Origin of the sequence: Imperialibacter sp. (assembly GCF_040222385.1) — a bacterium.
Lineage (GTDB): Bacteria > Bacteroidota > Bacteroidia > Cytophagales > Cyclobacteriaceae > Imperialibacter.
In genome coordinates this window covers 527,547-553,719 of record NZ_JAVKDF010000023.1, presented here as the reverse complement: position 1 = coordinate 553,719, position 26,173 = coordinate 527,547, and the positions used below count along the sequence as shown (strand labels likewise).

The 26,173-nt window shown below is 45.6% G+C and carries 23 protein-coding genes; 9 read left to right on the top strand and 14 right to left on the bottom strand.

Annotated features, from left to right (window positions below; all coding sequences use genetic code 11):
* Positions 1–17: 17 nt before the first annotated feature.
* The 3 genes from RIG68_RS12785 to RIG68_RS12775 all read left to right on the top strand — a co-directional run bounded on the left by RIG68_RS12785 (position 18) and on the right by RIG68_RS12775 (position 3,254).
* On the top strand, positions 18–1,025 hold the full coding sequence (locus RIG68_RS12785) for a 3-oxoacyl-ACP synthase III family protein (protein WP_350122666.1): 1,008 nt from the start codon (positions 18–20) through the stop codon (positions 1,023–1,025).
* Positions 1,019–1,624 (top strand): hypothetical protein, encoded by a 606-nt coding sequence (locus RIG68_RS12780; protein WP_350122664.1) that lies wholly within the window; start codon positions 1,019–1,021, stop codon positions 1,622–1,624. Before RIG68_RS12785 ends, RIG68_RS12780 begins: the two co-directional genes overlap by 7 nt.
* A 145-nt stretch (positions 1,625–1,769) precedes the next feature.
* The gene (locus RIG68_RS12775) at positions 1,770–3,254 is read left to right on the top strand and encodes a toxin-antitoxin system YwqK family antitoxin (RefSeq protein WP_350122662.1); all 1,485 of its coding nucleotides are present in this window, start codon (positions 1,770–1,772) and stop codon (positions 3,252–3,254) included.
* On the opposite strand, the gene RIG68_RS12770 is transcribed toward RIG68_RS12775, so the two are convergent.
* Entirely contained in the window at positions 3,251–4,330 is a 1,080-nt protein-coding gene (locus RIG68_RS12770; protein ID WP_350068730.1) for a DUF4249 domain-containing protein, read from the bottom strand. The two genes, RIG68_RS12775 and RIG68_RS12770, sit on opposite strands and share 4 nt — an antisense overlap.
* Before the next feature lie 17 nt (positions 4,331–4,347).
* Complete coding sequence (locus RIG68_RS12765; protein WP_350122659.1) at positions 4,348–6,762, bottom strand: TonB-dependent receptor; 2,415 nt, start codon at positions 6,760–6,762, stop codon at positions 4,348–4,350.
* A 196-nt stretch (positions 6,763–6,958) separates the two neighbouring features.
* On the opposite strand from RIG68_RS12765, the gene RIG68_RS12760 reads away from it, so the two are divergent.
* The gene (locus RIG68_RS12760; RefSeq protein WP_151999439.1) at positions 6,959–7,132 is read left to right on the top strand and encodes a Lacal_2735 family protein; all 174 of its coding nucleotides are present in this window, start codon (positions 6,959–6,961) and stop codon (positions 7,130–7,132) included.
* Position 7,133: 1 nt separating this feature from the next.
* Here RIG68_RS12760 and RIG68_RS12755 read toward each other — a convergent pair whose 3' ends face one another.
* The 3 genes from RIG68_RS12755 to RIG68_RS12745 form a co-directional block, all read right to left on the bottom strand.
* Positions 7,134–8,201 (bottom strand): DUF6340 family protein, encoded by a 1,068-nt coding sequence (locus RIG68_RS12755; RefSeq protein ID WP_350122657.1) that lies wholly within the window; start codon positions 8,199–8,201, stop codon positions 7,134–7,136.
* 66 nt (positions 8,202–8,267) lie between these two features.
* The gene (locus RIG68_RS12750) at positions 8,268–9,047 is read right to left on the bottom strand and encodes an alpha/beta fold hydrolase (RefSeq protein ID WP_350122655.1); all 780 of its coding nucleotides are present in this window, start codon (positions 9,045–9,047) and stop codon (positions 8,268–8,270) included.
* Positions 9,048–9,146: 99 nt separating this feature from the next.
* Entirely contained in the window at positions 9,147–11,306 is a 2,160-nt protein-coding gene (locus tag RIG68_RS12745) for a glutamine synthetase III family protein (RefSeq protein ID WP_151999442.1), read from the bottom strand.
* A 172-nt stretch (positions 11,307–11,478) separates the two neighbouring features.
* Between RIG68_RS12745 and RIG68_RS12740 the strand changes: the two genes are divergently transcribed.
* Positions 11,479–12,195, top strand: a complete 717-nt coding sequence (locus RIG68_RS12740) for an RsmE family RNA methyltransferase (RefSeq protein ID WP_350122653.1) — start codon at positions 11,479–11,481, stop codon at positions 12,193–12,195.
* A 58-nt stretch (positions 12,196–12,253) separates the two neighbouring features.
* Here the strand turns inward: RIG68_RS12740 and RIG68_RS12735 are convergent, their stop codons facing one another.
* From RIG68_RS12735 to RIG68_RS12720, 4 genes are all read right to left on the bottom strand, one after another.
* On the bottom strand, positions 12,254–13,306 hold the full coding sequence (locus RIG68_RS12735; protein ID WP_350122651.1) for an outer membrane beta-barrel protein: 1,053 nt from the start codon (positions 13,304–13,306) through the stop codon (positions 12,254–12,256).
* A gap of 106 nt (positions 13,307–13,412) precedes the next feature.
* Positions 13,413–14,699 (bottom strand): ammonium transporter, encoded by a 1,287-nt coding sequence (locus RIG68_RS12730; protein ID WP_502880634.1) that lies wholly within the window; start codon positions 14,697–14,699, stop codon positions 13,413–13,415.
* A 739-nt stretch (positions 14,700–15,438) separates the two neighbouring features.
* Complete coding sequence (locus tag RIG68_RS12725) at positions 15,439–16,449, bottom strand: glutamine synthetase beta-grasp domain-containing protein (protein ID WP_151999445.1); 1,011 nt, start codon at positions 16,447–16,449, stop codon at positions 15,439–15,441.
* Between the two features lie 346 nt (positions 16,450–16,795).
* Positions 16,796–18,604 carry a hypothetical protein gene (locus tag RIG68_RS12720; protein ID WP_350122647.1) on the bottom strand — a complete coding sequence of 603 codons (1,809 nt, stop codon included), beginning with the start codon at positions 18,602–18,604 and terminating at the stop codon, positions 16,796–16,798.
* 150 nt (positions 18,605–18,754) lie between these two features.
* On the opposite strand from RIG68_RS12720, the gene RIG68_RS12715 reads away from it, so the two are divergent.
* The gene (locus RIG68_RS12715; RefSeq protein ID WP_350122645.1) at positions 18,755–19,534 is read left to right on the top strand and encodes an NIPSNAP family protein; all 780 of its coding nucleotides are present in this window, start codon (positions 18,755–18,757) and stop codon (positions 19,532–19,534) included.
* Positions 19,535–19,574: 40 nt separating this feature from the next.
* On the opposite strand, the gene RIG68_RS12710 is transcribed toward RIG68_RS12715, so the two are convergent.
* Positions 19,575–20,381, bottom strand: coding sequence for a tetratricopeptide repeat protein (locus RIG68_RS12710; protein ID WP_350122643.1), 807 nt, complete (start codon positions 20,379–20,381; stop codon positions 19,575–19,577).
* 64 nt (positions 20,382–20,445) lie between these two features.
* On the opposite strand from RIG68_RS12710, the gene RIG68_RS12705 reads away from it, so the two are divergent.
* The 3 genes from RIG68_RS12705 to RIG68_RS12695 are packed head-to-tail and all read left to right on the top strand — an operon-like array spanning position 20,446 to position 21,919.
* Positions 20,446–20,934, top strand: coding sequence for a cupin domain-containing protein (locus RIG68_RS12705; RefSeq protein WP_350122641.1), 489 nt, complete (start codon positions 20,446–20,448; stop codon positions 20,932–20,934).
* Positions 20,935–20,981: 47 nt separating this feature from the next.
* A complete protein-coding gene (locus RIG68_RS12700) occupies positions 20,982–21,419 on the top strand; it encodes a MarR family winged helix-turn-helix transcriptional regulator (protein WP_350122639.1) in 438 nt (145 codons plus the stop codon).
* Positions 21,416–21,919 carry a GNAT family N-acetyltransferase gene (locus RIG68_RS12695; RefSeq protein WP_350122637.1) on the top strand — a complete coding sequence of 168 codons (504 nt, stop codon included), beginning with the start codon at positions 21,416–21,418 and terminating at the stop codon, positions 21,917–21,919. The genes RIG68_RS12700 and RIG68_RS12695 overlap by 4 nt, the downstream gene beginning before the upstream one ends.
* A 5-nt stretch (positions 21,920–21,924) precedes the next feature.
* Here RIG68_RS12695 and RIG68_RS12690 read toward each other — a convergent pair whose 3' ends face one another.
* From RIG68_RS12690 to RIG68_RS12675, 4 genes are all read right to left on the bottom strand, one after another.
* Positions 21,925–22,944: a DUF3500 domain-containing protein gene (locus RIG68_RS12690; protein ID WP_350122635.1), complete on the bottom strand. Its 1,020-nt coding sequence runs from the start codon at positions 22,942–22,944 to the stop codon at positions 21,925–21,927.
* Between the two features lie 72 nt (positions 22,945–23,016).
* Positions 23,017–23,439 carry a type II toxin-antitoxin system VapC family toxin gene (locus RIG68_RS12685; RefSeq protein ID WP_350122634.1) on the bottom strand — a complete coding sequence of 141 codons (423 nt, stop codon included), beginning with the start codon at positions 23,437–23,439 and terminating at the stop codon, positions 23,017–23,019.
* Positions 23,436–23,696, bottom strand: a complete 261-nt coding sequence (locus tag RIG68_RS12680) for a DUF6364 family protein (protein ID WP_350068691.1) — start codon at positions 23,694–23,696, stop codon at positions 23,436–23,438. The genes RIG68_RS12685 and RIG68_RS12680 overlap by 4 nt, the downstream gene beginning before the upstream one ends.
* A 74-nt stretch (positions 23,697–23,770) precedes the next feature.
* Positions 23,771–26,074, bottom strand: coding sequence for a Tex family protein (locus RIG68_RS12675; RefSeq protein WP_350122632.1), 2,304 nt, complete (start codon positions 26,072–26,074; stop codon positions 23,771–23,773).
* Positions 26,075–26,173 lie beyond the last annotated feature (99 nt).

Below are 26,173 nucleotides of genomic sequence, written 5' to 3'. Positions count from 1 at the left end.
TAAAACTCAACACCCAAATGAGAGCAAGCAAGATAGCAGGCATTGGCCACTATGTACCCGACAACGTGGTGACCAACAAAGACCTTGAAAAACTAATAGAAACCACTGACGAATGGATTCAGGAAAGAACGGGCATTAAAGAGCGCCGGTTTGTAGACCCAAAGTCGGATGAAGCTCCGTCAACCATGGGTACCAAGGCAGCTATGAAAGCCATCAAAAATGCTGGAATTACTCCCGACGACATTGACTTCATCATTTTTGCTACCCTCAGCCCCGACTACTACTTCCCAGGCCCCGGCGTGATGGTGCAGGAGCAGCTTGGCATCAAGGAAATTGGTGCGCTGGATGTCCGAAATCAGTGTTCAGGGTTTGTTTACGCTGTATCGATTGCAGATCAATTTATTAAAACAGGAATGTACAACAACATCCTGGTAATAGGCTCCGAGCTCCATAGCAGCGGCCTCGACATGACCACCAGAGGACGGGGCGTCTCAGTTATTTTCGGCGACGGCGCAGGTGCAGTGGTGATGCAGGCAGCCGACAAACCCGGTCAGGGGATACTTTCCACTCACCTGCACTCAGAAGGCAAACATGCTAAGGAGCTGGCGCTAATAGGCCCAAGTACCAAGCATTGGGTGGATAAGCTAATCGTCGAAAACGACCCAGAAGACATTAGCTACTACCCCTACATGAATGGCAACTTTGTGTTCAAGCACGCTGTAACCCGCTTTGAAGAGGTGATCAATGAAGCGCTGGACAAGAACGGTTTCAAAAGTACGGACATCAGCCTTTTGATCCCGCACCAGGCCAACCTGCGCATCAGCCAATTCATTCAAAAGAAAATGGGCCTGTCCAACGACCAGGTATTCAACAACATCATGAAATATGGTAATACTACGGCTGCGTCCATTCCCATTGCGATGAGTGAAGCGTGGCAGGAAGGAAAAATAAAAGAAGGCGACTTAGTTTGCCTCGCTGCATTTGGTAGCGGGTTTACCTGGGCATCTGCACTTATCAGATGGTAGAAGACGGGTTTTCTAAGGAAGAAATTGAGTTAATGGGCGACGGTGAACTACTGCTGCTCAAGCGCAAGGTGATTTCGAAGATGGCTGACCGATTCTCCAGGATTGAGGGTATATTCAGGCAAATAATGCGCAGTGAAAGTGATCTTCATTTACCACCAGACACCTTACTAAAAGCAGGAAAGGTATCCAGAGGAGAAAACTATAAAGGCCTCCCCTATATCGTGCTGGACTACCCAAGGCTTATGACCCGCCACGACGTGCTCAATATCCGACTGTTATTCTGGTGGGGGCATTACTTTACCTTGTCGCTTCATTTGGGAGGCGAGTTTTGGAAGGAGAGAAAGCCAAATATTTTAAGGAACACTGGGGCACTTACTCTGGAAAATATTCGTTTCCAAATCGATGGTTCACCCTGGGAAAACGACATTTTCTCAGATAATTTTCACGAGTTAAACCCCACCGACAGCGTGCAAACACTTTCAATTGAAAAATCCACCTTTTTGCGGCTCAGCCACTATTTACCTCTCAATGAGACACAAAATCTCGATGAATTCGCTACCAAAGGTTTTAAAAAATTTATGTCTATTTTAAAGGATTGAATAATCTAGCATTGTTTTTGAATGCCAAAGTAATCGGACAACAATCAAACCCCGGATGAATAAGCCCGCAAGCTATTTGTTTACATACTCTATAAGCATTTTTTGTCTATCCAGCTTTTTGCTTCCCGGATTAAAGGCCCAAACGATGTCTTTTCCGGATACAATTGCTACGTACAAAGGCGAAGTACAGAATGGTAAAAAAGAAGGCCTATGGCTTTTTTACAGGGGCAACAACCAACTGCTGGCGGAAGGTTTTTACAAAAATGATAAGAAGGACAGCCTTTGGTTTTTCTACAACGCAGATGGCCGCCGCAACCAAATGGAGAGCTACAAAGGTGGCATTCTCAACGGCATTTATGCCAGTATCTATTCAAATGGAGAAATCAAAGAAAGAGGCCGGTATAAAGATAGCCTGAGAACTGGTGAATGGGAAGGGTTCTACCGATTTGGGCTGAAGCTTTACGAGGGCAAATACAATGAGGGCAAAAGAGAAGGTCTTTGGAAAGAGTACTATGAAACAGGTAACCTTAAGTCGGCAGTGTTTTACGAGAATGACAAACTCGAAGGTGAGGCCGAATTTTACGACGAATACGGCCAATTACAGTCCAAAGTAAACTATAAGGAAAACACGCTTCACGGCCCTGTTACTGAGTTCTACCCCGACGGCAGCGTGGCACTTGAGGGACTCTTCAAGATAGGAAAGAAAGACAGTGTTTGGACAGAATATGATCCTTTCAAATTGGTTTTGGCGAAGGAGAAATATAAAAACGGCTCACTGGACGGAAAACAATCGTACTACTATCCAAGCGGCAAACTGGAGAAGACTGAGGAATATGAGTTAGGCACAGCAACCGGCAACTGGCAGCAATATTATGAGAATGGTCAGCTCAAACTGAATGTCAACTATAAGAACGGGCTAAAAGAAGGCATATATCAGGAGTTTTTCGCCCGGGGCAAAAAGAGCGTTGAAGGCAAATATGCCTACGACCTGAAGACCGGTACCTGGACAAGCTTCTTTGAAAATAGCAACCTCTATTCTATTGGCGATTATCTGCGTGATCAAAAAACTGGCTTGTGGAAATACTTTTACGAGGCTGGCCCAATCGAAACCGAAGGCAAGTACAAAAATGGTATGAGAGACGGCCAGTGGGTCAGCTACTATATCACGGGAGAAATATCTGCTATTGGTAGTTACAGGCTTGATCTGGAAGATGGAATCTGGGGCAGGTTTTACCAGAATGAACAACTGATACAGGATGAAAACTGGGACAACGGCCGACTGCTGGCTGTCAGTGAATACTTTACCCCAAAAGGCGAAGTTCTGCCAGGCGGCACCCTAAAAGACGGCTACGGGTCAAGGATAACCTACTATGACGACGGCACCCTTAAGCTGGAAAGCTATTACAAAAACGGCTTCACTGCTGATATCTGGAAGTACTATCATCCAAATGGCAAGCTGGCTTCTGAGGGGCAGTTGCTCAACTCCCAAAAACAAGGCGCCTGGAAATACTACTATGACAACGGAGCAGTGGAGTCAGAGGGCAAATACCTCAATGATGAGCGCACCGGCCTATGGAAATTTTACAACCGTAAGGGCAGGATAACCGATCAAATCAATTATTCTAACTAGTACGTCGGCGCATCGTCCCATTCCGACGGCTTTCTTTCCGTTCTGTAGATGGACTCCTCGCACTCCTGGCAGCCCCGTGTGTCGATATTATATAGGGGTGTTGAGCTATAAGGGAACGAAGGAATATTGTCTCGCCTGAAGTACACCGCCTTCACCTTGACAGAAGACGCTCCAAAATAGCCCAGCACCTGCTCATCCGGATCGTTCACGTTAAAAAGATTTCCATTGACAGTCACAGGCGGTTTGTCGAAAACACCACCGGCATTATTGATCAGGTCGCTGGCTGTTTTCCAAAACTTGTAGGCAGATTCCGTCAATGAATATTGCTCGGCCTGCAAATAGTATGGCTCCCGGCTGTCGTACTCGAACGACATCAAAGGCACTCTGCTGATCCTGCCGCCATTCACCAGGGCATCCGATCCAATATTGACACATCCTGCGCAAGCTTCTATTTCGAAACACTCACTACAGCAGTACCTCGCATACCAGGTAGGTGGCGATGGAAAATTTTGAACATACGTGAGACAGTAGTCAAGCTTGTTGTAATGCTTCCACTTCCACAGGTAATAGTTCTCCTCTTCTACGGGGTCGTTGGCATCCAGGTAAACATCAAATTCACCCTGCACAAATTCGCCCGTCACATCCCTGTACTCGGCGTATAGTGTATCTATTTCCGGCGCATGGGGCATCAGCTCAGGATATGATTCATAGGCTTTGCCGTTGGAAAGTTCAACTCTAAGCGTGTAGAATCTACCCGCAACTCCTTGTATACCATCCGCCGCTGTCACATAGGTACCTGCGTTGCCACTATAAACCAACTCCTCCTCGTTGCCTTCGCTGTCACTGATAAAAACCTTAGCGTCTCTTATCGTGTTCTCACTTTTTTTATCACCACTGGTGTACGAAGTACTGTAACTCAGCTTGATCACATAAGGCCCTGCCAGGTCTGTCACCGTTCCTTCCACGCTCAGCTTTGGGCTTTCGTTGGTCAAATCTGGACTAAATGGTGTGATGCAAGAACCCAGTAAAGTCAAGGAAAATATGTAAGCAGCTTGCAGAATACGCTTTATAGTCATTTGGTTCTTCATGGCTATCAAAAGGAGAAATTATACGTGATGGAAGGGAAAATGGTGCCAAAAATGGAGAGCTTGTAGGCGTTCGCCTGATTCACAGAGGCCTGATTATTGGGCTTAAAAAAGACTGAATAGGCATTCTTACGAGCGTAAACATTGTAAATGGAGAATGTCCAGCTACCCTTCCACTTCGTTTGCTTGGCGGGGTCGGGCCCAACCGTCATCGCCAGGTCGAGTCTGTGATAGTCAGGTATTTTGTACTGATTTCTGCTCACATAGTTGGGAATAAAAAGTCCGTAGACATAGTATTTGTCGTCCGGATATGTAACCGGCCTCCCTGTGCTATAAGTGAAGTTGGCAGAAAAATTCACCCTGGCACTCTCCTTCCAGGTGGCAGACATATTCAAAATGTGAGGTTTGTTGAAATTGGTGGGGTAGTACTCCCCTCCACTTATTTCTTCTTCCTCAAATTCACCTTTCACCTGCTGACGTGCCTGCGAATAAGTATAGCTTAGCCAGCCAGTAAGGCGGCCTAAGTTTTTCTTCGTCTGAAATTCAACTCCATAAGCATAGCCGCTGCCGTGAAGGATGGCAGTTTCAAGCGCCTGATTGAGCAGCAACTCGGCCCCGTCCTTGTAGTCACTTACATTTTGAGTTGTTTTGTAAAACACCTCAGTTGATACCTCGTACTCATTGCTGTTAATATTCTTGAAATAGCCTACCGACAATTGATCAGCAATGATTGGCTGAGAATAAGTGTTACTTAGCTGCCACCTATCGATAGGCAATGCCGCAGTTGTGTTCGATACCAACTGCAAATACTGTCGCATTTTGTTGTAGCCAAGCTTTATCGAACTGCTTGGGTTCAGGCTGTATTTAAAAGAAAACCTGGGCTCTGCCCCATGGTAGCTAGCCACCTTTTCACCTCTGCTGAAAAAAGTCGTATCTGTAATTGTTTTGAGTGAAAATGGCTGGGTTGGGTCGTAAGAGTACACGTTTCTCTCACCCATGTTTTGGAAGTACGAATACCTAAGCCCAAGCATCAAAGTAATTTTGTCATTAAACACGATTTCATCACTTACGAAGCCCGCCAGCTCCAGTCCGTTTTCCTGCTGTAGCAACAACTCATTGACACTCGACTGGTCGCTGTTAGGGTCAAGATGACCCGGGTCAATGATGTACTTGGTGGCAGCCACTCCAAACATCACCGAATGTCCGCCGGAGCTAAACCAACTAAAGTCTGATTTGAGCTTGCGGTACTTTACAGCCGAGGTAAGGTCAAATCCGTTGGTAGGCTCCGGACTAGATATGATCGCATTGTAGTCGCTGTACACACCGACGATATTGGCAATGAAGTTGTCCGCAAAAGCATGGTCCCAGCGAACCGTGGCGTTGGCTGTTTCCCATGCAAATTGAGAAGACGAAGCGTTTATTTCTACGGCCGACAGGGAATCGGACGCCAGCTTGAATCCGTCGTGGGCCCTGTAGAACGACACCTGGAGTTTGTTGTTGTTATTCAGCTTGTACAACAGCTTGCCCGTAACATCATAAAAGTTGGCCCTGGTGTCCTGAATAGATTTGTTGGGAGATATTTTGAGCAGGTAATCAGAAAATGAAGCTCTTCCACCTATCAGGAAGCTGAGCTTTTCGTTCTTGCCAATAGGCCCCTCCAGCATCAAACGGTTGGAAATAAGTCCTACGCCACCTGCCAACTTGAGCCTTTCCGTTTCCGGATTTCTTATTTTGATATCAAGCACCGACGACACCCGGCTTCCGTACTGCGCAGGAATGGCCCCACGGTAAAAAGTAACGTCTCGCACCATGTCCGGATTAAAAACTGAAAATAGGCCCATCAGGTGGGAGCTATTGAAGACCGGCGCATCATCCAGCAAAATCAGGTTTTGGTCAATATTACCTCCTCGCACATTCAGCCCTGTGGTGCCTTCACCCACCGTACTCACTCCGGGCAGCATCAGCAAACTCTTCATTACATCCACTTCCCCCATGAACGATGGCATTTTTTCGATGGTCTTCATCGACATTTTGCTTACTCCTATTTCTGAGCTGGAAATATTGTGATCCTCGGCCTGTCCGCTTACACTCACCTCTTGCAAAAGCTGCGACGACTCCTCCAGGTTCATGTTGATAGTAACTGCCCTGTTGAGTGCAATATTCCTTTTCTTCGATTCGAAGCCCACATAGGTGAATTCAACCGAGTGAACCCCCTGAGGAAGAAACATGGCAAAGTAACCTGTGGAGTCTGTCATGACCCCGGTAGACAAGTTGGTTATGTACACATTGGCTCCTTCAATGGGTTCCCCTGTAACACTGTTTTTAACGTAGCCTTTTAGTTGAAAATTCTGTGCCGAGAGGTCTGAAAAAGCACAAAAGAGCAGAATAAAAAGAGCCGTGAGAGCCCTTAAAAAGTATCTCATTTAGTTTTCGATGTAGTAAAATCCTGTGGTAAAAATCTAATAACAGCTAAAGGTGTCGAAACCCCGAAAGTAGCGATTAATTTTTTCTCAAAAAAAAATGTAGTTACCATTCCTTAGTGACAATATTTTAGCAAAACACCATCACTAAAAACATTATACCGATCATCCTGTTATATGATTTGTAAATCATAAAAGCATGGCATTCGGATTCTTTAGAAAGAAAAGTGAAAAAGAAAAACTGATCGAAAAGCACAGAAAGCTGCTTGAAGAGTCGTTTAAACTCAGCAGTATAAACCGCCGAAAATCGGACGAAAAAGTCGCTGAGGCCGAAGCTCTGATGCGTAAAATCGAAAACTTGCCCGAAAAGTAGATCAGTCCCTGACCCCCTGCTGCTGCAATAGCTGGTCATTGTATATCCTCTGGTTCAGGGTACTATTGTATCCACGGCCCTTCTTGTTCTCGTATTTAGTGTAAGACCTTGACGCCCATTCTTTGGCGCTATCAAAATCTCCCAGCACTTCGTAGGCCACAGCAATATTATAGGCCAGCTTGCCTCCTTCTTTTCGCTTGATACTCTGGCTAAGCCTCCCTCTCCAGGTGTCAATGGCGTTTTGCCATTGCCCCACCTGCGCCTCTCTCGCACCTTGCCTTACTTCAGGTGTCTTCTTCGACTTAGCGTAATAAAACCGACTCAATTGCACCGGCATCGGCGCAATTTTGTAGGCATAGGTAGAACCAGCCGTGCGACTAACCTGCCTGGTGGCTTCCGTCTTTTGAATTAACTGCGACATGGCGTCTTTGACATTGGCACCAGTAGCACTCCAATTATTGGAAGGATTAAAGAGCTGCTGATCTGCAATGGTCTTTTCAAGGGGATCGTAAAGTCGAAAACCAATCTTTGCATTGCCCACGCCCTCGGCATAATACTCGACTACCTTCTCCATTACTTTTTTTCCGTCTTTCTCAACCTCTCGTTCCACATCACGTTTCCCGTTGGTAACGATGAAGTCGGTATCAAAAATTTCAACGGCGATCACAGCATCTGCACCATAGCTCCGACAAAGACGTTCGATCACTCCCCATGAAATCGGATCGGGAAATGCGCCTGTCATGCTGTTGCCCTTCAGCGTTTCGCTGGCTCGTTTCAACTGGAACCTGGGGCTCGCCATAAGCTGCTGCTGAAAGGCATTCATGGCTTCTTGAAGGCCCGCCCTATCCTCGCCTGGCATTTCACCTGTGAGTATTCCCTCCACTATGCCAAGCCCTTTCTTTTCAAACTCAGTCCTGTCGACCAATAAAATTGTGTTGACATGAGACGGAAAGGTAATCTCCGCAGGCCTCAGCGTATTGATATATACCGATTTGGTGCAGGAGCTGGCAGCCAGGCCTATAGGCAGCAGAGCCACTAAAAGCTTCAGGGTGTAATTGGTTAGTCTCATAATATTCCAGTCTAAAGAAACGCTTCTCAATAAAGATACCAAAAATACTACATTCCCAAATGGACGCTAAGGCAACGCATTCAGGTAATTGATACCTTTCACTATTTCATGTGGATGCGACCAGGGAATAAAATGATTGACCCCGCCTAGCAGTTGAATGTGAATAAGGCTATCGGGCATAAATTTTCCGGGGTAATAGGCATTCTCCATCGGCACAAGCGTGTCCTCGTCACCCTGAAGCATATAGACAGGCGTGTGTAGGCTTTTCCAGCCATCTGTCATCATCTCCAGCTCTTCCTTAAGGTAGATAATTTCTTCATTAGATACCGCCAGACTTATGGGTGTGAAAGTGCGAATAACGAAGTTGCGCAGCAGCGGCCTGAACCACTCATCAGGTTCCAGTGCTGGGTCAATCGAAGGAGCCACAAACAACAACCCCCTTACATTGTCAGGGTAATCCATCGCCATTTGGGCAATGACCGGGCCTCCCAGCGAATGGCCAACCAGAATAGCCTTCTTGTCAGGGTATCTCTTCAGTATCTGATACAAAAACTGGCTTTGCTTTTTTAAGGAGGGCTCAGCTCTGCCAAAATTAGAGTGCCCAAACCCCGGCCTGTCGGGCGCAATAATGTGAAAGTTGGCAATAAGAACCGAATCCTTCAGAAAGTCGGCAAAGGCACTCCAGGAACCGGGAGAGCCATGAACAAACATTACCAATGGCTTCGTTTTGTCGCCTGCTTCAGCGTAGTTAACTGTTCTGTCGTCGAAAGAGAACGACACCAGTTCAGGCTTTTGAGAACCTTCGTAATAGTCATCCATTGACCTGGAAGACATACGAAATTCCATGCACCCGCCAATAAAATGGGAGACAAGGGCACAGACAACAATCACAAAAAATACCTTCAGAAGAGTTTTCAAAACCACATGGTGTATGAGGCTCCTAACCTATTTCAGAAACAAAAGTTCCCTGTATTTAACGAGTGGCCAGTCCTCGTCGTCAACAAACAACTCAAGCTTATCAACCGAGTACCTGATCTTATCAAAATATTTGTGCCTGATGTCATCACAATAGGCAATAGCCCGCTTCCTTGAATCCTCAACCTTATTGATCTTCTTCCTTTCTTCAATCATCTCATTCACATTTTTACGCAGAGCAGAAATGTGTTGGCTGATTTCTTCTATATAGCTGATGATCTCTTTGTTATCCACCCCAAGCTCCTTCAAGCCTTTTGCATTCTGAATGAGCTTATTCTGATAAGCAATGGCCGTTGGAATGATATGGTTCAGAGCCAGGTCTCCCATAACCCGAGAGTCAATCTGGGCCTTTTTGATATAGTTCTCAATCATGATTTCATGACGGGCTTTCACCTCCTTTTCATTCAATATTTTATTGGAGCTGAATAGCTGAGTGGACTTGTCAGAAAGGTAAAAATCCAATGCCCTGGGTGTGTCTCTCACATTGGAAAGACCTCGCTTTTCAGCCTCTTTCACCCAGCTATCTGAATAACCATCGCCCTCAAACCTAATCGATTTCGATTCCTTGATATATTTTCGGAGGATCTCGATAATCGCCAGCCTGCGGTCTTTACCCTTGTTGGTCAGCTTGGTTACTTCCGAATAGAACTTGTTGAGCTGGTCGGCCACAATGAGGTTAAGCACCATCATAGGGTTCGACACATTCGACTCGCTGCCTACTGCCCTGAACTCAAACTTATTGCCGGTGAAAGCAAATGGCGAGGTTCTGTTTCTGTCGGTATTGTCCATGATGATTTCAGGTATCTGATCGATCCCGAGTTTCATATAAAGATTATCACCCTTTTCAATTTTCACATTCCCGTTTTTCTCCAGCTCGTCCAGCACATTACTCAGTGTTTGCCCAATGAAAACTGAAATAATCGCTGGGGGCGCCTCATTAGCCCCTAACCGAAAGTCGTTACCAAAGGAAGCAATGCTGGCTCTGAGCAAATCAGCATGCTCGTACACCGCTTTGATGGACACCACGAAGAAGGTCAGAAAAAGCAGATTTTCCCTGGCACTGCTGGTAGGCTGGAGCAGGTTCACGCCAGTGTCGGTCATGAGCGACCAGTTGTTGTGCTTGCCATTTCCGTTTACACCTGCAAAAGGCTTTTCGTGCAGCAACACTTTTAGGTCGTGCTTGAAAGCCACCCTGTCCATGATGTCCCTCAATAGCTGGTTGTGGTCGGTAGCCACGTTAGCCTCCTCGAACATCGGAGCTGCCTCAAACTGAGAAGGAGCCACCTCGTTGTGCCTGGTGCGAATAGGGATGCCCAACTTGTGAGCCTCTACCTCAAACTCTTTCATGAACTCTTGCACCCTTGTGGGGATGGTGCCAAAGTAATGGTCGTCCAATTGCTGACCTCGGGCCGGGTTGTGGCCAAACACCGTTCGCCCGCACATCACCAGATCAGGCCGGGCGTTGTAAAGTGCCCTGTCCACGACGAAATATTCCTGCTCCCAGCCAAGCGTGGGCGTTACGTTAGCCACTGCCCTGTCGAACAACCGGCAAACTTTGGTGGAGGCTCTGTCAATGGCTTCAATGGCTTTCAGCAGCGGTGCCTTATAGTCGAGTGCCTCCCCGGTAAACGACACAAATATCGTAGGTATGCACAGCGTAGTGTCCCAAATAAAAATGGGGGAGCTAGGATCCCAGGCAGTGTAGCCTCGGGCTTCAAACGTGCTTCTTATCCCCCCACTTGGAAAAGAGGAGGCATCGGGCTCCTGCTGAACAAGGGCGCTTCCTTTGAATTCTTCAATACCTTTGGTGGAATCGAAAAAAGTATCATGTTTTTCGGCAGTGGCGCCCGTTAATGGTTGAAACCAGTGTGTGTAGTGTGTCACACCCCTGTTCATGGCCCAGGTTTTTACGGCCGCAGCCACTGCGTCAGCCGTTTCTTTATCTACCCGCTTTCCATGCCCCACATGCACTACTTTCTCAAAAATCTCCGGCGCAAGAGCACTTCGCATTTGAGGTCTTCCAAAAGCATTCTGGCCGAAGTAATCGGATATCTTTAACGAAGGAAGCTTGAACTCTACCTTCTTTCTCATGCTAAGGGCCTCCAGTGCCTTAAACCTCAGTCTTGCCATTTTTAAGTGATATTTTAGTATTAAAAAAACCTGTACGAGCGCCCATTTCTGCCAACTTCGAAATTAATCATTTTTTGATCCTGATAAACGTTTTAGTCAAATTACACCGGCCGCACTGAATTCTTTGATGCTTAATTGCAGGCAATGTATTTTGCATCCCCAAGATAACGCTATGCACATTTTCTATCACCCTCAAAAATCCTCAGTGAATGATGTCGTTACACTCGATAAGGAAGAGTCGCAACACTGCCTGAAAGTACTAAGGCACAAAAAAAGTGACCAGGTTTATTTCACCAACGGAATGGGCGAACGTTATTTATGCAGAATTGTGGGTGACCAACCAGGAGCGGCTCAGCTGGAGGTGCTCAGTATTGAAAGCTTTACGAGACCCTTTCACATTCACATTGCCATAGCACCAACCAAACAGCCTGACAGAATTGAATGGTTTCTGGAAAAAGTGTGCGAGTTGGGCGTGGACGAAATCACCTTCCTAGAATGCGAACATTCAGTACGAACCAAACTGAAGCTGGAGAGAGCAGAGAAAATCACCATCAGCGCTTTGAAGCAATCCAAGAACTTCATCAAAGCAAAACTGAATGGTTTGGTTAAACTGGATGAATTGATACAAACACAGCAAGAGGGCAGGCAAAACTTCGTAGCTATTGCCAACCAGCCCATAGAAAACTATCTGATAGCAAAAGTGAAGAAGCATACCTCCTACCTGATACTGATCGGCCCCGAGGGAGATTTCTCAGCGGCCGAAATAGACCGGGCTATTTCCAGGGGATTTTTGCCCGTAAGCCTGGGAGAGTCGGTGCTGAGAACAGAAACAGCCGGCATTGTGGCATGTCACTTATTGCATGTTGCCAACCAAATACCAACGCCTTAAAACGATGAAAGCCCGCTTTCACGGGCTCTCTTTTATTCATCAATTTCTCGCTTGCAGCTTAGAACGTAAATACTGCCGCCAACACAAAGCTGGAAAGCGAGTTAGCATACTTTACGTCCAAAGGATCAGAAAAGTCGGTAATAACAGCATCATCCTCAGAGAAAGAATCAATCCTGAATTCAGGAATGAATGTAAGTGGCCCAACGCTGTAGTTCGCTGAAAGCGTGGCCGCAAAAACACTCTCATCAGTTGTAAGCACGCCTACTCCCTTGTCTCCAAAGTATTCACCTCTAACGCCCAATTTAAGTGCATCAGAAGCAGCTACCTGAAAATAACCAGCAGCTCCGTAGAAATTGTCGGAGGCAGAAGTTGCGTTAACGCCAATATATACAGCGTCAGACACGTCCATTCCTGCGGTTAAGTCTATTTGGAAAAAGCCGTCCGTAAATACGGTATTCAAATAAGCACTACCAGCGTCGAATGAGTAACCCAGTTGGCCACCACCATAATAGGTGTTGTCAGGGTTAAAATCCGTTGCGTCAGTTGGGTTCATGATAGCTGCTGCCAGGCTAAATCCACCACCTAAATCAAAGTCGGCCTTTAATCCAGTATGAGAGAAGGGGCCGTACGAAAACATGTAAGAAGTGGAATAGTTAAAGTTAGCAGTAGGAGAGATTACCTCGTAACCCAGAAATGTATTGAAGTTTCCCAAAGTCAACGTTACCTTTTCTCCAACATTCCAATACACATAAAGTTGGTTAACAATGTTTAAGGCTGCGGGTGAGCCAAAAACTGCATCAGCACCACGGGGTCCAAAAACCAAATCCGCTACCATGCCTACCTTTTCGCCTTCATATGCTCCTATCAAATTCACCATGCCCAAAGAAAAGCCTGGCAGGTTAGCGAACGATGTACCTGGCGCAGTTGCACCACCATTTGTCCTATCATTGGTAGAATTCAAGTTAGCCCTGTAATAAGTATCTACTGATCCCGACAATGAAAACGGAGAAGTCTCCTCTTCTTCCTCTTGCGCAAAAGCGCTCACTGACAACGATAGTGTAAATATTGTAGCGAATACGCCACGGAATAATAATTTTGTAACAGTGTTCATAAGCTTTAACGTTTTTTTAAAGTTTTTGGATAAGGCCTCTCTTGCTCGTTAGGTTGCCGCCGCAAGCAAGGAGGCCTCTTTTTTTATTGTGAGTTTTGATTGATTATCAATCAGGATAGATGATAGTATAGCCTCTGATACCATGCTCATGGCTGTCAAGACCAGACTTCTCATGCTCTTCAGACACTCTGATACCGAATGTTTTCTTAAGAATGAAGAAGATGAGGAAAGCAGCAGTAAATGCGGCCAGGCCACAGATAACCACACCTTTCAATTGAATCCAGAAAGTATGCTCAGGGTTAGTAGAGAACAGACCCACCGCAAGTGTGCCCCATATACCGCAAACAAGGTGAACAGAAACAGCACCCACTACGTCGTCCAGTTTCAGCTTATCAAGAAGTACAACTGAGTACACTACAGCGATACCTGCCACAAGGCCTACAAAAAGTGCCCAACCCGGGTTGATCACGTCAGCACCTGCTGTAATACCTACAAGGCCAGCCAGAATACCGTTAAGCATCATACCAATATCAAGCCTCTTGAATAGCAGGTAGCCACCAATGAAACCACCGATACCGCCAGTACAAGCTGCCAATGAAGTAGTAACAAGAACAAATGAAACCAGTCCGGGATCAGCAGACAACACAGAACCACCGTTGAAACCAAACCAGCCCAACCACAGCATAAATACACCTATTACTGCAAGAGGTACGCTAGCACCTGGCTTGTCAACTACTTTGCCGTCAACATATTTTCCAATACGAGGTCCGAGAAGGATAATACCCGCCAACGCACCCCATCCACCTACTGAGTGAACAAGCGTAGAACCAGCGAAGTCATAGAAGCCCATGTCGTCGAGCGCACCACCACCCCATTTCCATGAACCGATTAGTGGATACACAAATCCAACGTAGATAATGGTGAAAATCAGATAAGTAGAAATCTTGATGCGTTCAGCCACCGCTCCAGATACGATAGTTGCAGCAGTAGCAGCGAACATGGCCTGGAACAAGAAGTCTGTCCAGTAGGTGTATCCTCCACTTGCATATTCTGTTGTTACATCAGCGTCTGCTGGAGAAAACCAGAACATTGACCAGCCGGCTCCATCAAAAGCAAACCAGCCAGGCACATCAAATCCTGGGTACATAAGGAAAAAACCACAAAGAGCATAAGTCAAAAGCCCTATTATAGGAGTGATTGTGTTTTTGAATAGGATGTTGACCGTATTCTTTGCCTGGGAAAACCCAGTTTCTACCCCAGCAAATCCAAGGTGCATAATAAATACCAACGCTGTAGCCAGCATCATCCAGATGTTGTTGGCTGTCAATAGTACATCAGCAATTTGCGTGCTGTAATCCACAACTTCAGCTGCGGTTTCAGAGGCTACCACCATGGTGGCCTCGGCTACTTCGGCCACAGCACTGTCGACTGCCAGAGAGTCCTGAGCTGAGCTAACGTAAGCAAGAACGGGTGTAAAGACTTTCATCATACTACTACTTGTTAGTGTTAGGTTTAAATGTATTTGAATGAATAATTTTCAATAGTTACTAACTAGTGATTCAATTTTGACCCAATTTTATATCATTTATTGCAAATCAATCATTTTCACGTTTACTTTTTACCCTATACACTTGTCATTTTTACATTCGTTAAAATAATTGCTATTAGTATCACCCATATCGACTCCAATTTTAACATATTCATAACAGTAGAGGTTTCGTATTATGATATATTCAAAAAGTGTATGTTTTTTAAATTTTTCATATTATATATGGCTGTTCATTGATAATTTATCAAAATACTACTCAATGGAAACGATGCCTAAAAACGATCTGGCAATAGTCGTCGCTTCAAATAATTATTTTGCCCAAAAAGTAGTATATCTAACTTTAGTTTCGACCTCCTGGAGAATTGCCGAATATTAGGTGGTCAATACCCTCCAATTCAAAATTTTAGCAATCGGGGTAAAACACCTGAGCATCGATTGATAGAATCAATGCTGTCGCATCCTGGGATTGATGGTAAAAAAAGGCACCATTGTGATAATGGTGTCAATTATGAAGAGATGAAAAAAAAGCCTCCTGAATTGAATTCAGAAGGCCATTATGCAAAAAGAAACAAGTCTGAAAACCTTATTTCACAGTTTTCACAGTTTTGATGATCCTTGCAGCTACTTTGTAGGGATCAGCATTCGACGCAGGTCTTCTGTCTTCCAGGTAGCCGCTCCATCCGTGATTTGCGGTGTAAACCGGAATACGAATAGAAGCACCCCTATCCGATACGCCATAAGAGAAATCGTGAATAGAAGCGGTCTCGTGCTTACCAGTCAAACGCTGATCATTGTAAGCTCCATAGACAGCAATATGCTCTTTTACCACACCTCTGAAGGCCTCACAAACTTTCTCAACCTTCTCTCTGGAACCAGCGGTTCTGAGGTAGGTGTTGGAGAAGTTAGCGTGCATGCCTGAACCATTCCAGTCAAGCTGACCGAGCGGCTTAGGGTGATACTCGATATACAAGCCATACTTTTCAGAGAGTCTTTCCATCAGGTATCTTGCTACCCACACTTCATCGCCAGCCTGTGTGGCTCCTTTGGCGAAAATCTGCCATTCCCACTGCCCTGTGGCTACTTCACCATTGGTTCCTTCCACGTTGAGACCTGCAGCCAAACACAAATCAAGGTGCTCGTCCTTAAACTCTCTTCCAAAGACGTTCTTACCACCTACACCACAATAGTAAGGTCCCTGTGGAGCAGGGTAGCCTCCAGCGGGGAATCCAACTGGCTTACCAGTTTCAGGATCCATAAGGAAATACTCTTGCTCAAATCCGAACCAGAAATCGTCATCAGAATCATCAATCGTTGCTCTGCCGTTTGTGACATGAGCGGTTCCATCGGCATTGAGAACTTCGGTCATCACAAGGTATCCATTTTCAATGGCAGGATCAGGACAAACGAAGACAGGTTTTAATAAACAATCTGAGGAGCCGCCAAGAGCTTGCTCTGTTGAACTTCCGTCAAATGACCACATGGGGGCGTCCTCAAGCTTACCGCTAAAACCATCAACGATTTTAGTCTTACTTCTTAAACTTTGAGTAGGCTTGTATCCATCCAGCCAAATGTACTCTAGTTTGGATTTTGACATAATAGTTAAGTTTAATTTTGAACCAGTTACTAAGTGATTTGCAAAAAAACCTTTGATTTAAGGTGATTATCAAAGGCAATGTTACGGCAAAATTGAAATTTTTACAAAAATTGGTTAAATATTGTATATATGGCAAAATATACGTCGTTCGGCTACGGAATTGTTAAATTTAAAGTAATTCAATCGTGTGCAATTTCAAAATCAGAATTATCGTATCCAAGACCTCTGTCAAGCCTACTGTAAGAAGGGAATTAGTGGGTATTACCAGAATAATATTCGGAGTTGCTAAAGTACAAAAAGCCTTGCGCTGGCAGGCTTAAAGGTGTCAATAAAACACAAGTGACAGCTACTTCCTTACTTTACCGGTTCTGTCTATGACAATATAGGCAAGATCGGCAGTTGGGTCTCCTGCAGGTTTTTCGAGGTAAATGATCGTCTCCATCACCATTTTGTTAAAGGAGACTGATACCGGAGGATGATCGAGATCGAGAGAGGCCTTCCAGAGCGCTTTCCCTGCATTGTCGACGGTGGTGATGAAAAGGTGTGTTTTCTCCTTCAGTGGGTAGTGAATAAAAAAAGTCCTGAATCCGTCAGCGGTTGGGGCATGCCCGGCGTTTTTAGGTTTAAAGAAAAAGTCTTTGTTTGGTGTCGGCAATTTTTCGTTCAACATCCATTCCACTGTGTACGCCGGTGTCGCCTTTGCCACTACAAAGTTCAAGTCTTTACCGACGAGCTTCAGCCCGTTTACATAAAGCCCCGCACTATCTGCAATGTGTATTGTGCTAAATCCAGTTGTTATGGCAACGCTGTCCTTGATTGTCAGTGCAATTGAGTCAGCATTTTCAGCAATCAACCAACTCTTTCTCTTTTTCAAGTCCTCTGCTCTCTTGCTCCACAAGCTCAGTTCTGTATCAACAAAGCTCTCCCTTTCATTGGCATAGCTCAGCAGTTGGTCGGGAGAAACATATCGACTCGTAAAAAAAACAGGGTTCCGCTGAAAACCTCCCTCAGCCTTTTGCTTGTCAATGGCAATGAACCCTTTCATTTTATCCAGCCTTCCAATAAGGTTTGAAACAGCCATATACAGGTCGTCGACTTTAGCGCTGTCGGGCATTACACTTGGCTGTTTTTCAATCAGGTAGTTTAATTCTTCTACTTTGAAACTGACCACCTTCTCAGTCAGGGTATTTGCGCCAAAGCCTCTGACTTTGGCTAAAATCGTCGGGTCAAATTCGAAAGGCCCGCTAACGCCAGATGGGTTTTGAACAAAGGCCTGCTTTTTTGCCACCAGGTCACGATCATAAGCAATTAGCTCTTGCCTGAATGGGCCGATATTAGATTTCTGCTCAGATTTTGTCATCTCTATCCAAGCCTTCAAATCCCAATACTCTATGTTGCCTTCCCTGGTAAGGTCAAGAGAACCTTTGCTGAAATCGGCCAGGTCGTACAGCGTTTTTTCCGTAAGAGTGTGAGCAAGCCCAGGTGATGGTATCTTAGCTAGTGACGCTTCAGCATTTGCCATAGCGCTTTCAAGATTTTTTACAATTCCTTCGAGCTTCACAAACTCCTGCTCAACTTCCTTGTCCATACCCAGGAGAAAGGAAGACTGATCTGGGAAGTCAATCTTAAAATTTTGCAGTATGTTTTGTGCCTCATCGTACAACTTATTCGCCACCGATGCCTCTTTTAAAAAAGCCCTGACATTACTCCTTCTTTCCTGAAGGGATTTCACCTTGTTTTCTATATCCAGATGAACATCGGACACTTTGATCCCAAACTCACCAGTTCTCAAATCCCTTCTATTGAACTCCTGATAATACTCTTCATTTTTCTTTAGCTCCTTTTCATCTATCAGCTTCAGTGACTTATTATAATGGAGATCAGCGGCATCGATGTGGATAAACATCTGGGCAGTATCGGTAACGATATTTTCGGACAATGCCTTTCGCTCAAGTATTTTGCCCAGACTGTAATGAGCATTGGCTTCCTCACTATTTTTGGGGTCAGCGATAAACAAATCCAGTTGTTTTTCAGCTTCATCCCATTTAGATGCCTGCATTAAGGGAAAGATATCTTTGTACTTTAATTTCTGAGCCGAAACAGCAAGTGAAAAAAATAAAATAATAGTGGCGGTAGATACACAAGACTTTCTCATTGGTGACGACAATTTACCACTAAGTTAAAAATGTTCTGCCACAAATGTAAAATACACCACTATTTCGCCAATTCTAGATGAATCCATAACGTGAGTTATTAGATTGCAACTTACAATACCAAAATTCACACTTACTTAAACATCAATAAGATGAAAATTTCAGGCATTGCATTAATTATCACCTTTCTGGTGGCCTTTTCATCCGCTTCCTTCGCTCAGAAGTCGAAGAGGGAGTTTTACCAACTAAAAGTATATACCCTTGCTTCTGATGCTCAGGAGAAAGTGGTTGACAACTATTTAAAAGACGCCTTTGTCCCAGCTCTTCACAGGGCCAATATCAAGTCAGTTGGCGTATTTAAAGCCATACTAAGTGAGACAGACACCGTTCGAAAAGTCTATGTGTTGATCCCGTTTGCTTCGTACGATCAATTCAGCGCCCTCGCCAATACGCTTTCGAAGGACGCACAGTATCAAACAGCCGGAAGCGAATACATCAATGCTGCTTACAACCAGCCTCCTTATGCCAGGATTGAGAGCACGTTGCTTCAGGCTTTTACAGGAATGCCCTTTATGAAAACGCCGAATCTCAGCGGCCCAAAAAGTGAGCGTGTGTATGAGCTTAGGAGCTACGAATCGGCTACCGAAAAAATCCACCTAAACAAAGTAGAAATGTTTAATGATGGAGAGGTAGCGCTTTTCGACAGGCTTGGATTCAATGCAGTGTTCTATGGAGAAGTGATTTCAGGCTCCACCATGCCAAACCTCATGTACATGACCACCTTTGAGAACAAAGCAAGCAGAGATGAGCACTGGAAAGCTTTTTCTACTGCACCGGAGTGGGAAAAGTTAAAGGTGATGCCAAAATACCAAAACAATGTTTCAAAGAATGTAACGAGGTTTCTGGTACCTGCCGAATATTCTGACTATTGATTGAATTCACTACAGGTTATTCCAATTAGGGGCTAAGCCTCTAATTGGAAGACACTGCACACATTTCTATAAACACCTTTTTGTAATGCTTCGGATCCATGTCGGAAGCTATTTTGTAGTCGGTGCAGGCGGCACTACTGAGCCCTACACTGGATTTGCAGTCGGCTCGCCTAACGTACAAATCGGCCGGCGCATATTCAAGTGCTTCTGCGGTGTCAAAGTCGTCAATGGCTTCGGCGTATTTACCCGCCCTCATTTGCAAAATTCCTCTGTTGAAATAGGCCTGGTTGAAATTGGGCTTTTGAGAGATTACGTAGTTAATATCCCTTAGGGCCATGTAGCCATTACCGACAGTACCCATCACTATTGCCCGATGATAGAACAGCGTAACATCACTGTCATCCTCTTTTATGGCTTTGTTGTAGTAGCTTAGCGCAGCCCATGGATCATTGTCTGCCATCATCACCCGCCCCATCAGATAGTTTGCCTCAAAATTTTCCTCGTCTCTCCTCAGCACCCGAAAAAGGTCGGTTTTTGCTCCATCCAAATACTCTGTTTTCAACAGGCACCGGGCTCTCGCTATCAGAATCTCATTGGCCTTTTCATTGTATTTCAGCGATTTTCCATACCAGGTAATGGCTTCGTTGTACCTACCCAACTCCTCAAGACTTCGTGCAATATTGTAAAGGTGATACCAGTTTTGGGGATCAAGACTTGACAATTCTTTAAAAATTGTCAAAGATTGCTCAAAATCTTCATTTTCAAACGCTTCAAAAGCTGCCTCCTCCTTGTCTTCGCAGGCAAAAAGGCAGAGAGCCAGTAGAAAAAGAAGGCCAGCGTTTCTCATGCTGAAAGATAAACTAATCGTTTAGTTGATGCAAATGCTTTGACTAATTAATTCCAGAAAGTGAATGAACAGAAACGCCAGTTACTACATAGAGCAACTAAATCTCGACTCTCACCCTGAAGGTGGTTATTTTAAAGAGACATATAGAAGTGCTGACACCACCGCCACCAAAGCCGGGCAAAGGAGCATTTCCACCGCCATTTACTTTCTGTTGGAGGCCGGGAATTTTTCTGCATTTCATAGGATAAAATCAGATGAAGCCTGGCACTTTTATGATGGCGACCCACTTTCGATATACATCATTGATCAAAGTGGCATACTTGAAGAGGTTCGCCTTGGCCTTGACATTTCAGCAGACCAAAAGCCTCAGGCAGTCGTTCCAGCTAACTGCTGGTTTGCCTCAAGAGTGGCTGCCGGCGGGGAATTTTCTCTGGTCGGCTGCACTGTCGCTCCAGGTTTTGACTTTCAGGACTTCGAAATGGCTGAAAGGAATAAGTTGATTAAAGAATATCCCCAGCACCAATCAATCATCACTTCCCTTACGAGGAATTGAGCATTCAATTACTTGACTTTGTCAAGTAATATCATTTTCTTCACCTCATGATTGAAGGTGAAAAAGCAATAGCCGCCGTTCGTGATTTCAACAGGTTTTACACAAGTGTTATCGGGCTGCTCGACAAGCATATACTCGACAGCCCATATTCTCTGTCCGAAGCACGGGTCATGTTCGAAATAAATAGCACAGGAAGCTGCACTGCCAGGCATATAAAAGCTACCACTAAAATGGATGAGGGATATTTAAGCAGAATAATAGATAAGCTGTTGAAACAAGGCCTATTGAAGAAAACCAGGTCGGACGAAGACGGCAGAGCGTTTTTGCTTTCACTATCGCCAGCCGGGCAGCGGGAGTTTGCCAGGCTCGACAAAGCCTCGCATGACGACATAGCGCTGTTACTGAAAAAACTGAGCCGAAAAGAGATTGACCTTCTTTCTACTCAGCTCCAAAGCATCAAATCAATTTTAGCGAAGACTTTATGAAAGCTGCCATCTCTCTTGAAAGTGTGACGATACGAACTGAGCTGAGGCCCGGTGACATTGGGTATGTGATCTACATGCACGGCGACATCTATTCGAAAGAATACGGTTACAGTTTGGGTTTCGAATCTTACGTGGCTGAAAGTTTCGTGGAGTTTTACAAGCAATATGACAGCACCCTCGATAGGGTGTGGATTTGTGAACACAATGAAAAGATAGTTGGATTTCTTGCACTCATGCACAGAAACAAAGCCGCCCAGCTCCGTTACTTCATTATGGAAAAGCCCTACCGGGGTATTGGACTGGGAAAGAAGCTAATGGATTTGTACATGAGCGAACTGAGTAGTCTTGGGTACGAGTCGTCTTACCTTCTCACAGTGGATGAGCTTCCGGCAGCAGCCTCGCTGTACAAGCGATATGGCTTTCGCCTGACCGAGGAAAAGCCATTTTCCGATTTCGGCAAACCCTTGATGGAGCAGAAATATGAGCTAGCGTTACATTGATCGTTCTAGTGCTTCACCCTTGCGTAGTGCTCTTTGATTAAATCTCTACCGAAGTCACCATCGAAATCTCGCCAAACGGTATGAATATGATTTCCATTACCCTGTGAGTTATCAAACTCAATGAGGAAAGAAGGCCCTTGTATCCGGTAATAATGAGGACTACCAGGCTGCTCACTACCTGCCCATCCGAACATAATGAGATCGGCTCCTTCTTTCAATATTCTCTCTTTTCTGTTACTGGCGTCTTTCGTCGGCATTGCAGACAGGTACTCGTCGATGACCGCCCAAAGCATCTTTTGCTGCTGATCCGAGAGCTGAATGTAAGCAATGCCGACCCTTTCAAGTGGTTTTACCTGCGCTACAGTTTTAGAGACAATATCATTGAACGTACTTCCACTAAAAATAGCTTGCTGCTTTTGTGCTCCCTTCAGCGAATTCAACAGTTCGAAAGCCAGGTCTTCTTCCCTGTTAAGCACCCGCAGGCCTTGTTTAGGACCATTTTTCACCTCACCCGGATTAGAGCCCAAAAACCTTGGAGTGTAGGAAACTTCTCCATTTACTATAGTAAAGTGGAGAGAGATATGGTGCCCATCAAATTGCCAGGCCCATGGTTCACTAGTGCCTGGCTTGCCGAAGATAGACACAAAATACATTTCCGGATCCCTTCTCGGGTTGCTTTCCAGCTCAGCAAGAACCTCCTCCAGGCTCATGATCAGTTTGACCTTGTTGTAGCCAGCTTCGCTGAGCGACATAGTTAATAGTTGCGTCACAAGGTCTTTCTGATTGCTGTCCATTTCCTTTAATGGCAACCCATTTCTGGCTACCTGATAAGGAGGCACATAGGCCCAATCGAATCTTTTGTTATCGTCGAAGGCCATCAGCAGTTTAGCTTTCTGCTTGTCGTTCGCCGACTCAAGCAGCAGATTCGCAATGTCGGCACTGAAGCCATGGAACCTAAATGAACTGGCGATGAAAGAAAAAACCAGTACAATAGAGAAGAGGTAGAACTTAGGGTGTGAATTCATACCATAAGATACCGATTATCTCTGGAAAAACACTAGCAACCAATCGATTAGCTAAGGCAGCCTTTGTAATGGTCAAGTATTAAAATAGTACTTCTTTAAAAACCCTTCACAACTCACAACATCTATCGTGGAGTAGTAAAAATCATCTCTATCTTCAGTAACAATACACTGGCACCCTGCCTCCAGCGCAGCAAAGTACTGCATGCCGTCTTCAAAATCATGAACACTTTTATTGGTCAAAGCATTATTGACAGCGCTATCATCGATCACAGCAGTGAGAATATGCTCTTTCAGAATGGCAAGCTTCTTCTTGGCTTGCACTACGCCACTTTTCTTAGACGAAAAATAAAAAGCGATGGCCAGACTCATCGGAGTGGCGTACAACTCAAAACCCTGCTGTCCTGCCAAACTCAACACCCTGGCTGCGTTGGAAAATACTGGGTATTCCTTATTGAGCACTGAAACCAACACATTGGCATCTATCAGCACCTTCACTTCTTTTTGCGGCTTTCGTAGTACTCTTTTTTTGCCGCCTTCCTTGGCTTTGAAGTTTTATATTCTGCCTGCCCATCGGCCACCATCATCACCCATTGGGATACTTCCAAATCTTCCAGGGACTGATAGTGCCGGGACGTCATTTGCCTGTAAAGGTATTCGGTTAGCCTGGACAAACTGATATTATTCTCCTCGGCGAACGCTTTGGCTGAGGCAATAACGGCGGCATCAAAACTCAAAGTGATCTTAGCATCCATACCTTCATTGTTTTATACGACAAAGATAAAAAATCTATACGTATAAAAAACAAATCGGATTCAAAGCTCCTTTATCAGCCCCCAAACTTTCCTCTCAATTTCGCCAACTGCGCCTGCAAATCTCCATCCGGCTCGTCTGATTTTTGTGGCTTTTGAGGCTGAAAGGTTCTTCGCTCCTGTCTCCTTGGCTCTGGTCGTTCGTCCTGTTTATCACTTGCCTTTCTGGGCGCAGGGCCTGTGGCAAAGGGGTCAGCTTTCATCGACAGGGCAATCCGTTTTCTGGCGAGGTCAACCTCTACTACTGTCACCATGACCTTCTGCTGTAGCTTGACCGCCTCAGATGGATCGCTGATAAATTTATCGGCCAGGTGACTGATATGAACCAGGCCGTCCTGATGCACCCCAATGTCCACAAAAGCGCCAAACTTGGTCACGTTGGTAACGATGCCCGGGAGCTTCATGCCCATTTTAAGGTCGGCCATCTCATTCACTCCATCGGTAAAAGAAAACACCTCGAACGACTCCCTTGGGTCACGACCGGGTTTGGCTAGCTCTTCAATAATATCGGTCAAAGTAGGGAGCCCCACCTCCTCCGACACATACTTTTTCAAATCCAATTTACGTCGTAGCTCATTGCTGGTCATCAAATCAGTAACACCACAACCAAGGTCTTTGGCCATTTGCTCCACCAAATTATACCGCTCCGGGTGAACCGCACTGGTATCCAGCACGTTCTTACCGTCTCTGATGCGCAGGAAGCCGGCAGCCTGCTCATAGGCCTTGTCTCCCAGGCGGGGTACTTTCTTCAATGACTCCCTGTCTTTGAAAGGCCCATTGGCATTCCTGAACTCAACAATGTTTTGTGCCAGTTGTGGCCCAAGGCCTGAAACGTAAGTTAGCAGTTGCTTGCTTGCCGTGTTCAGCTCCACGCCCACAGCATTCACGCAACTCATCACCACATCGTCCAGCGACTTCTTTAGCTCTGTTTGATCCACGTCGTGCTGGTACTGGCCAACTCCTATCGACTTAGCATCAATCTTCACCAGCTCAGCCAGTGGATCCATGAGTCTGCGACCTATGGACACGGCACCACGAACTGTGACGTCCTGGTCGGGGAATTCTTCCCTGGCTACATCCGACGCAGAATAGATAGAGGCGCCACTTTCGTTCACCATGGCCACCAGCACATGCGAAGGCAATCCGATAGATTTGATAAACTGCTCAGTTTCCCTGCTTGCCGTTCCGTTTCCTATGGCTACGGCTTGAATTTTATACTTCTCTACCATATAGGCCACTGTCGCAGCAGCCTTCTGCACCGCCTTCTGAGGTTCATTCGGGTAAATGGCCTCAAAGTCCAGCAACTTACCCTGACTGTCCAAGGCAGCTACTTTGCAACCCGTTCTGAATCCCGGGTCGACAGCGAGAATGCTCTTTTGCCCTAGTGGCGCAGCCATCAGCAGTTGCTTCAGGTTTTCAGCAAATACGTTAATGGCCTCCACATCAGCCTTGTCTTTTGACCCGAGCCGTGCCTCCGTTTCCATGCTTGGCTTCAGCAAGCGCTTATATGAGTCATGTACAGCCTCTTTCACCTGATCGGCCACGGGGTTGCTGCCCTTCACAAACTGTCTTTCAAGCAACAAAGTCGCTTCCTCCTCCGGTGGATACATATCCAGCATAAGGATCATCTCTTTTTCGCCTCTTCTCATAGCAAGCAGGCGGTGAGAGGGTACCTTGTCGAGAGACTCAGACCACTCAAAGTAGTCCTTGTATTTCTGTCCTTCTTCCTCTTTGCCTTTCATTACCTTCGAATAGACAACACCGCTGCGATTGAACAACTCCCTCATTTTCTTTCGGGCATCGGGGTCTTCATTCACGATTTCTGCAATAATGTCACGTGCTCCCTGCAAAGCCTCTTCTGCTGATGCCACTCCTTTTTCCTCATCCAGGTATTTTTCGGCTTCACCAGCCAATTCACCAGCTTGTCTTTCAAAGATCCAAAGCGCCAGCGGCTCCAGTCCCTTTTCTCTGGCTATGGTAGCCCGGGTGCGGCGCTTGGGCTTGTAGGGCAGATAAATATCTTCCAGCGACGACATGGTTTCGGCAGCATCAATCTGTGCCTTTAGCTCATCTGTCAGCTTGCCTTGCTCATCAATCGACTTGAGGATGGCCTCCCTTCTTTTGTCAAGGTCACGCAGTTGTCCTATCCTGTCACGTATTTTTGCAATGAAAACTTCGTCGAGGCTTCCTGTTCTTTCCTTCCGGTACCTGGAAATAAAAGGAACAGTTCCGCCTTCGTCGAGAAGCTCTGCGGTAGCTACGACCTGTTTAGGGGAAATGCTTAATTCAGCTGCGATTTTGAGGTAATGTGCCTGGCTCATGTCTTCGTTGCCTTCTGATTAGGGTCTATTAAATACGTGTTTTACTCAAAGTGATTTTCGAAATTACTCGAAACAGGGCTCGAAAATAAAGGCTTTCGG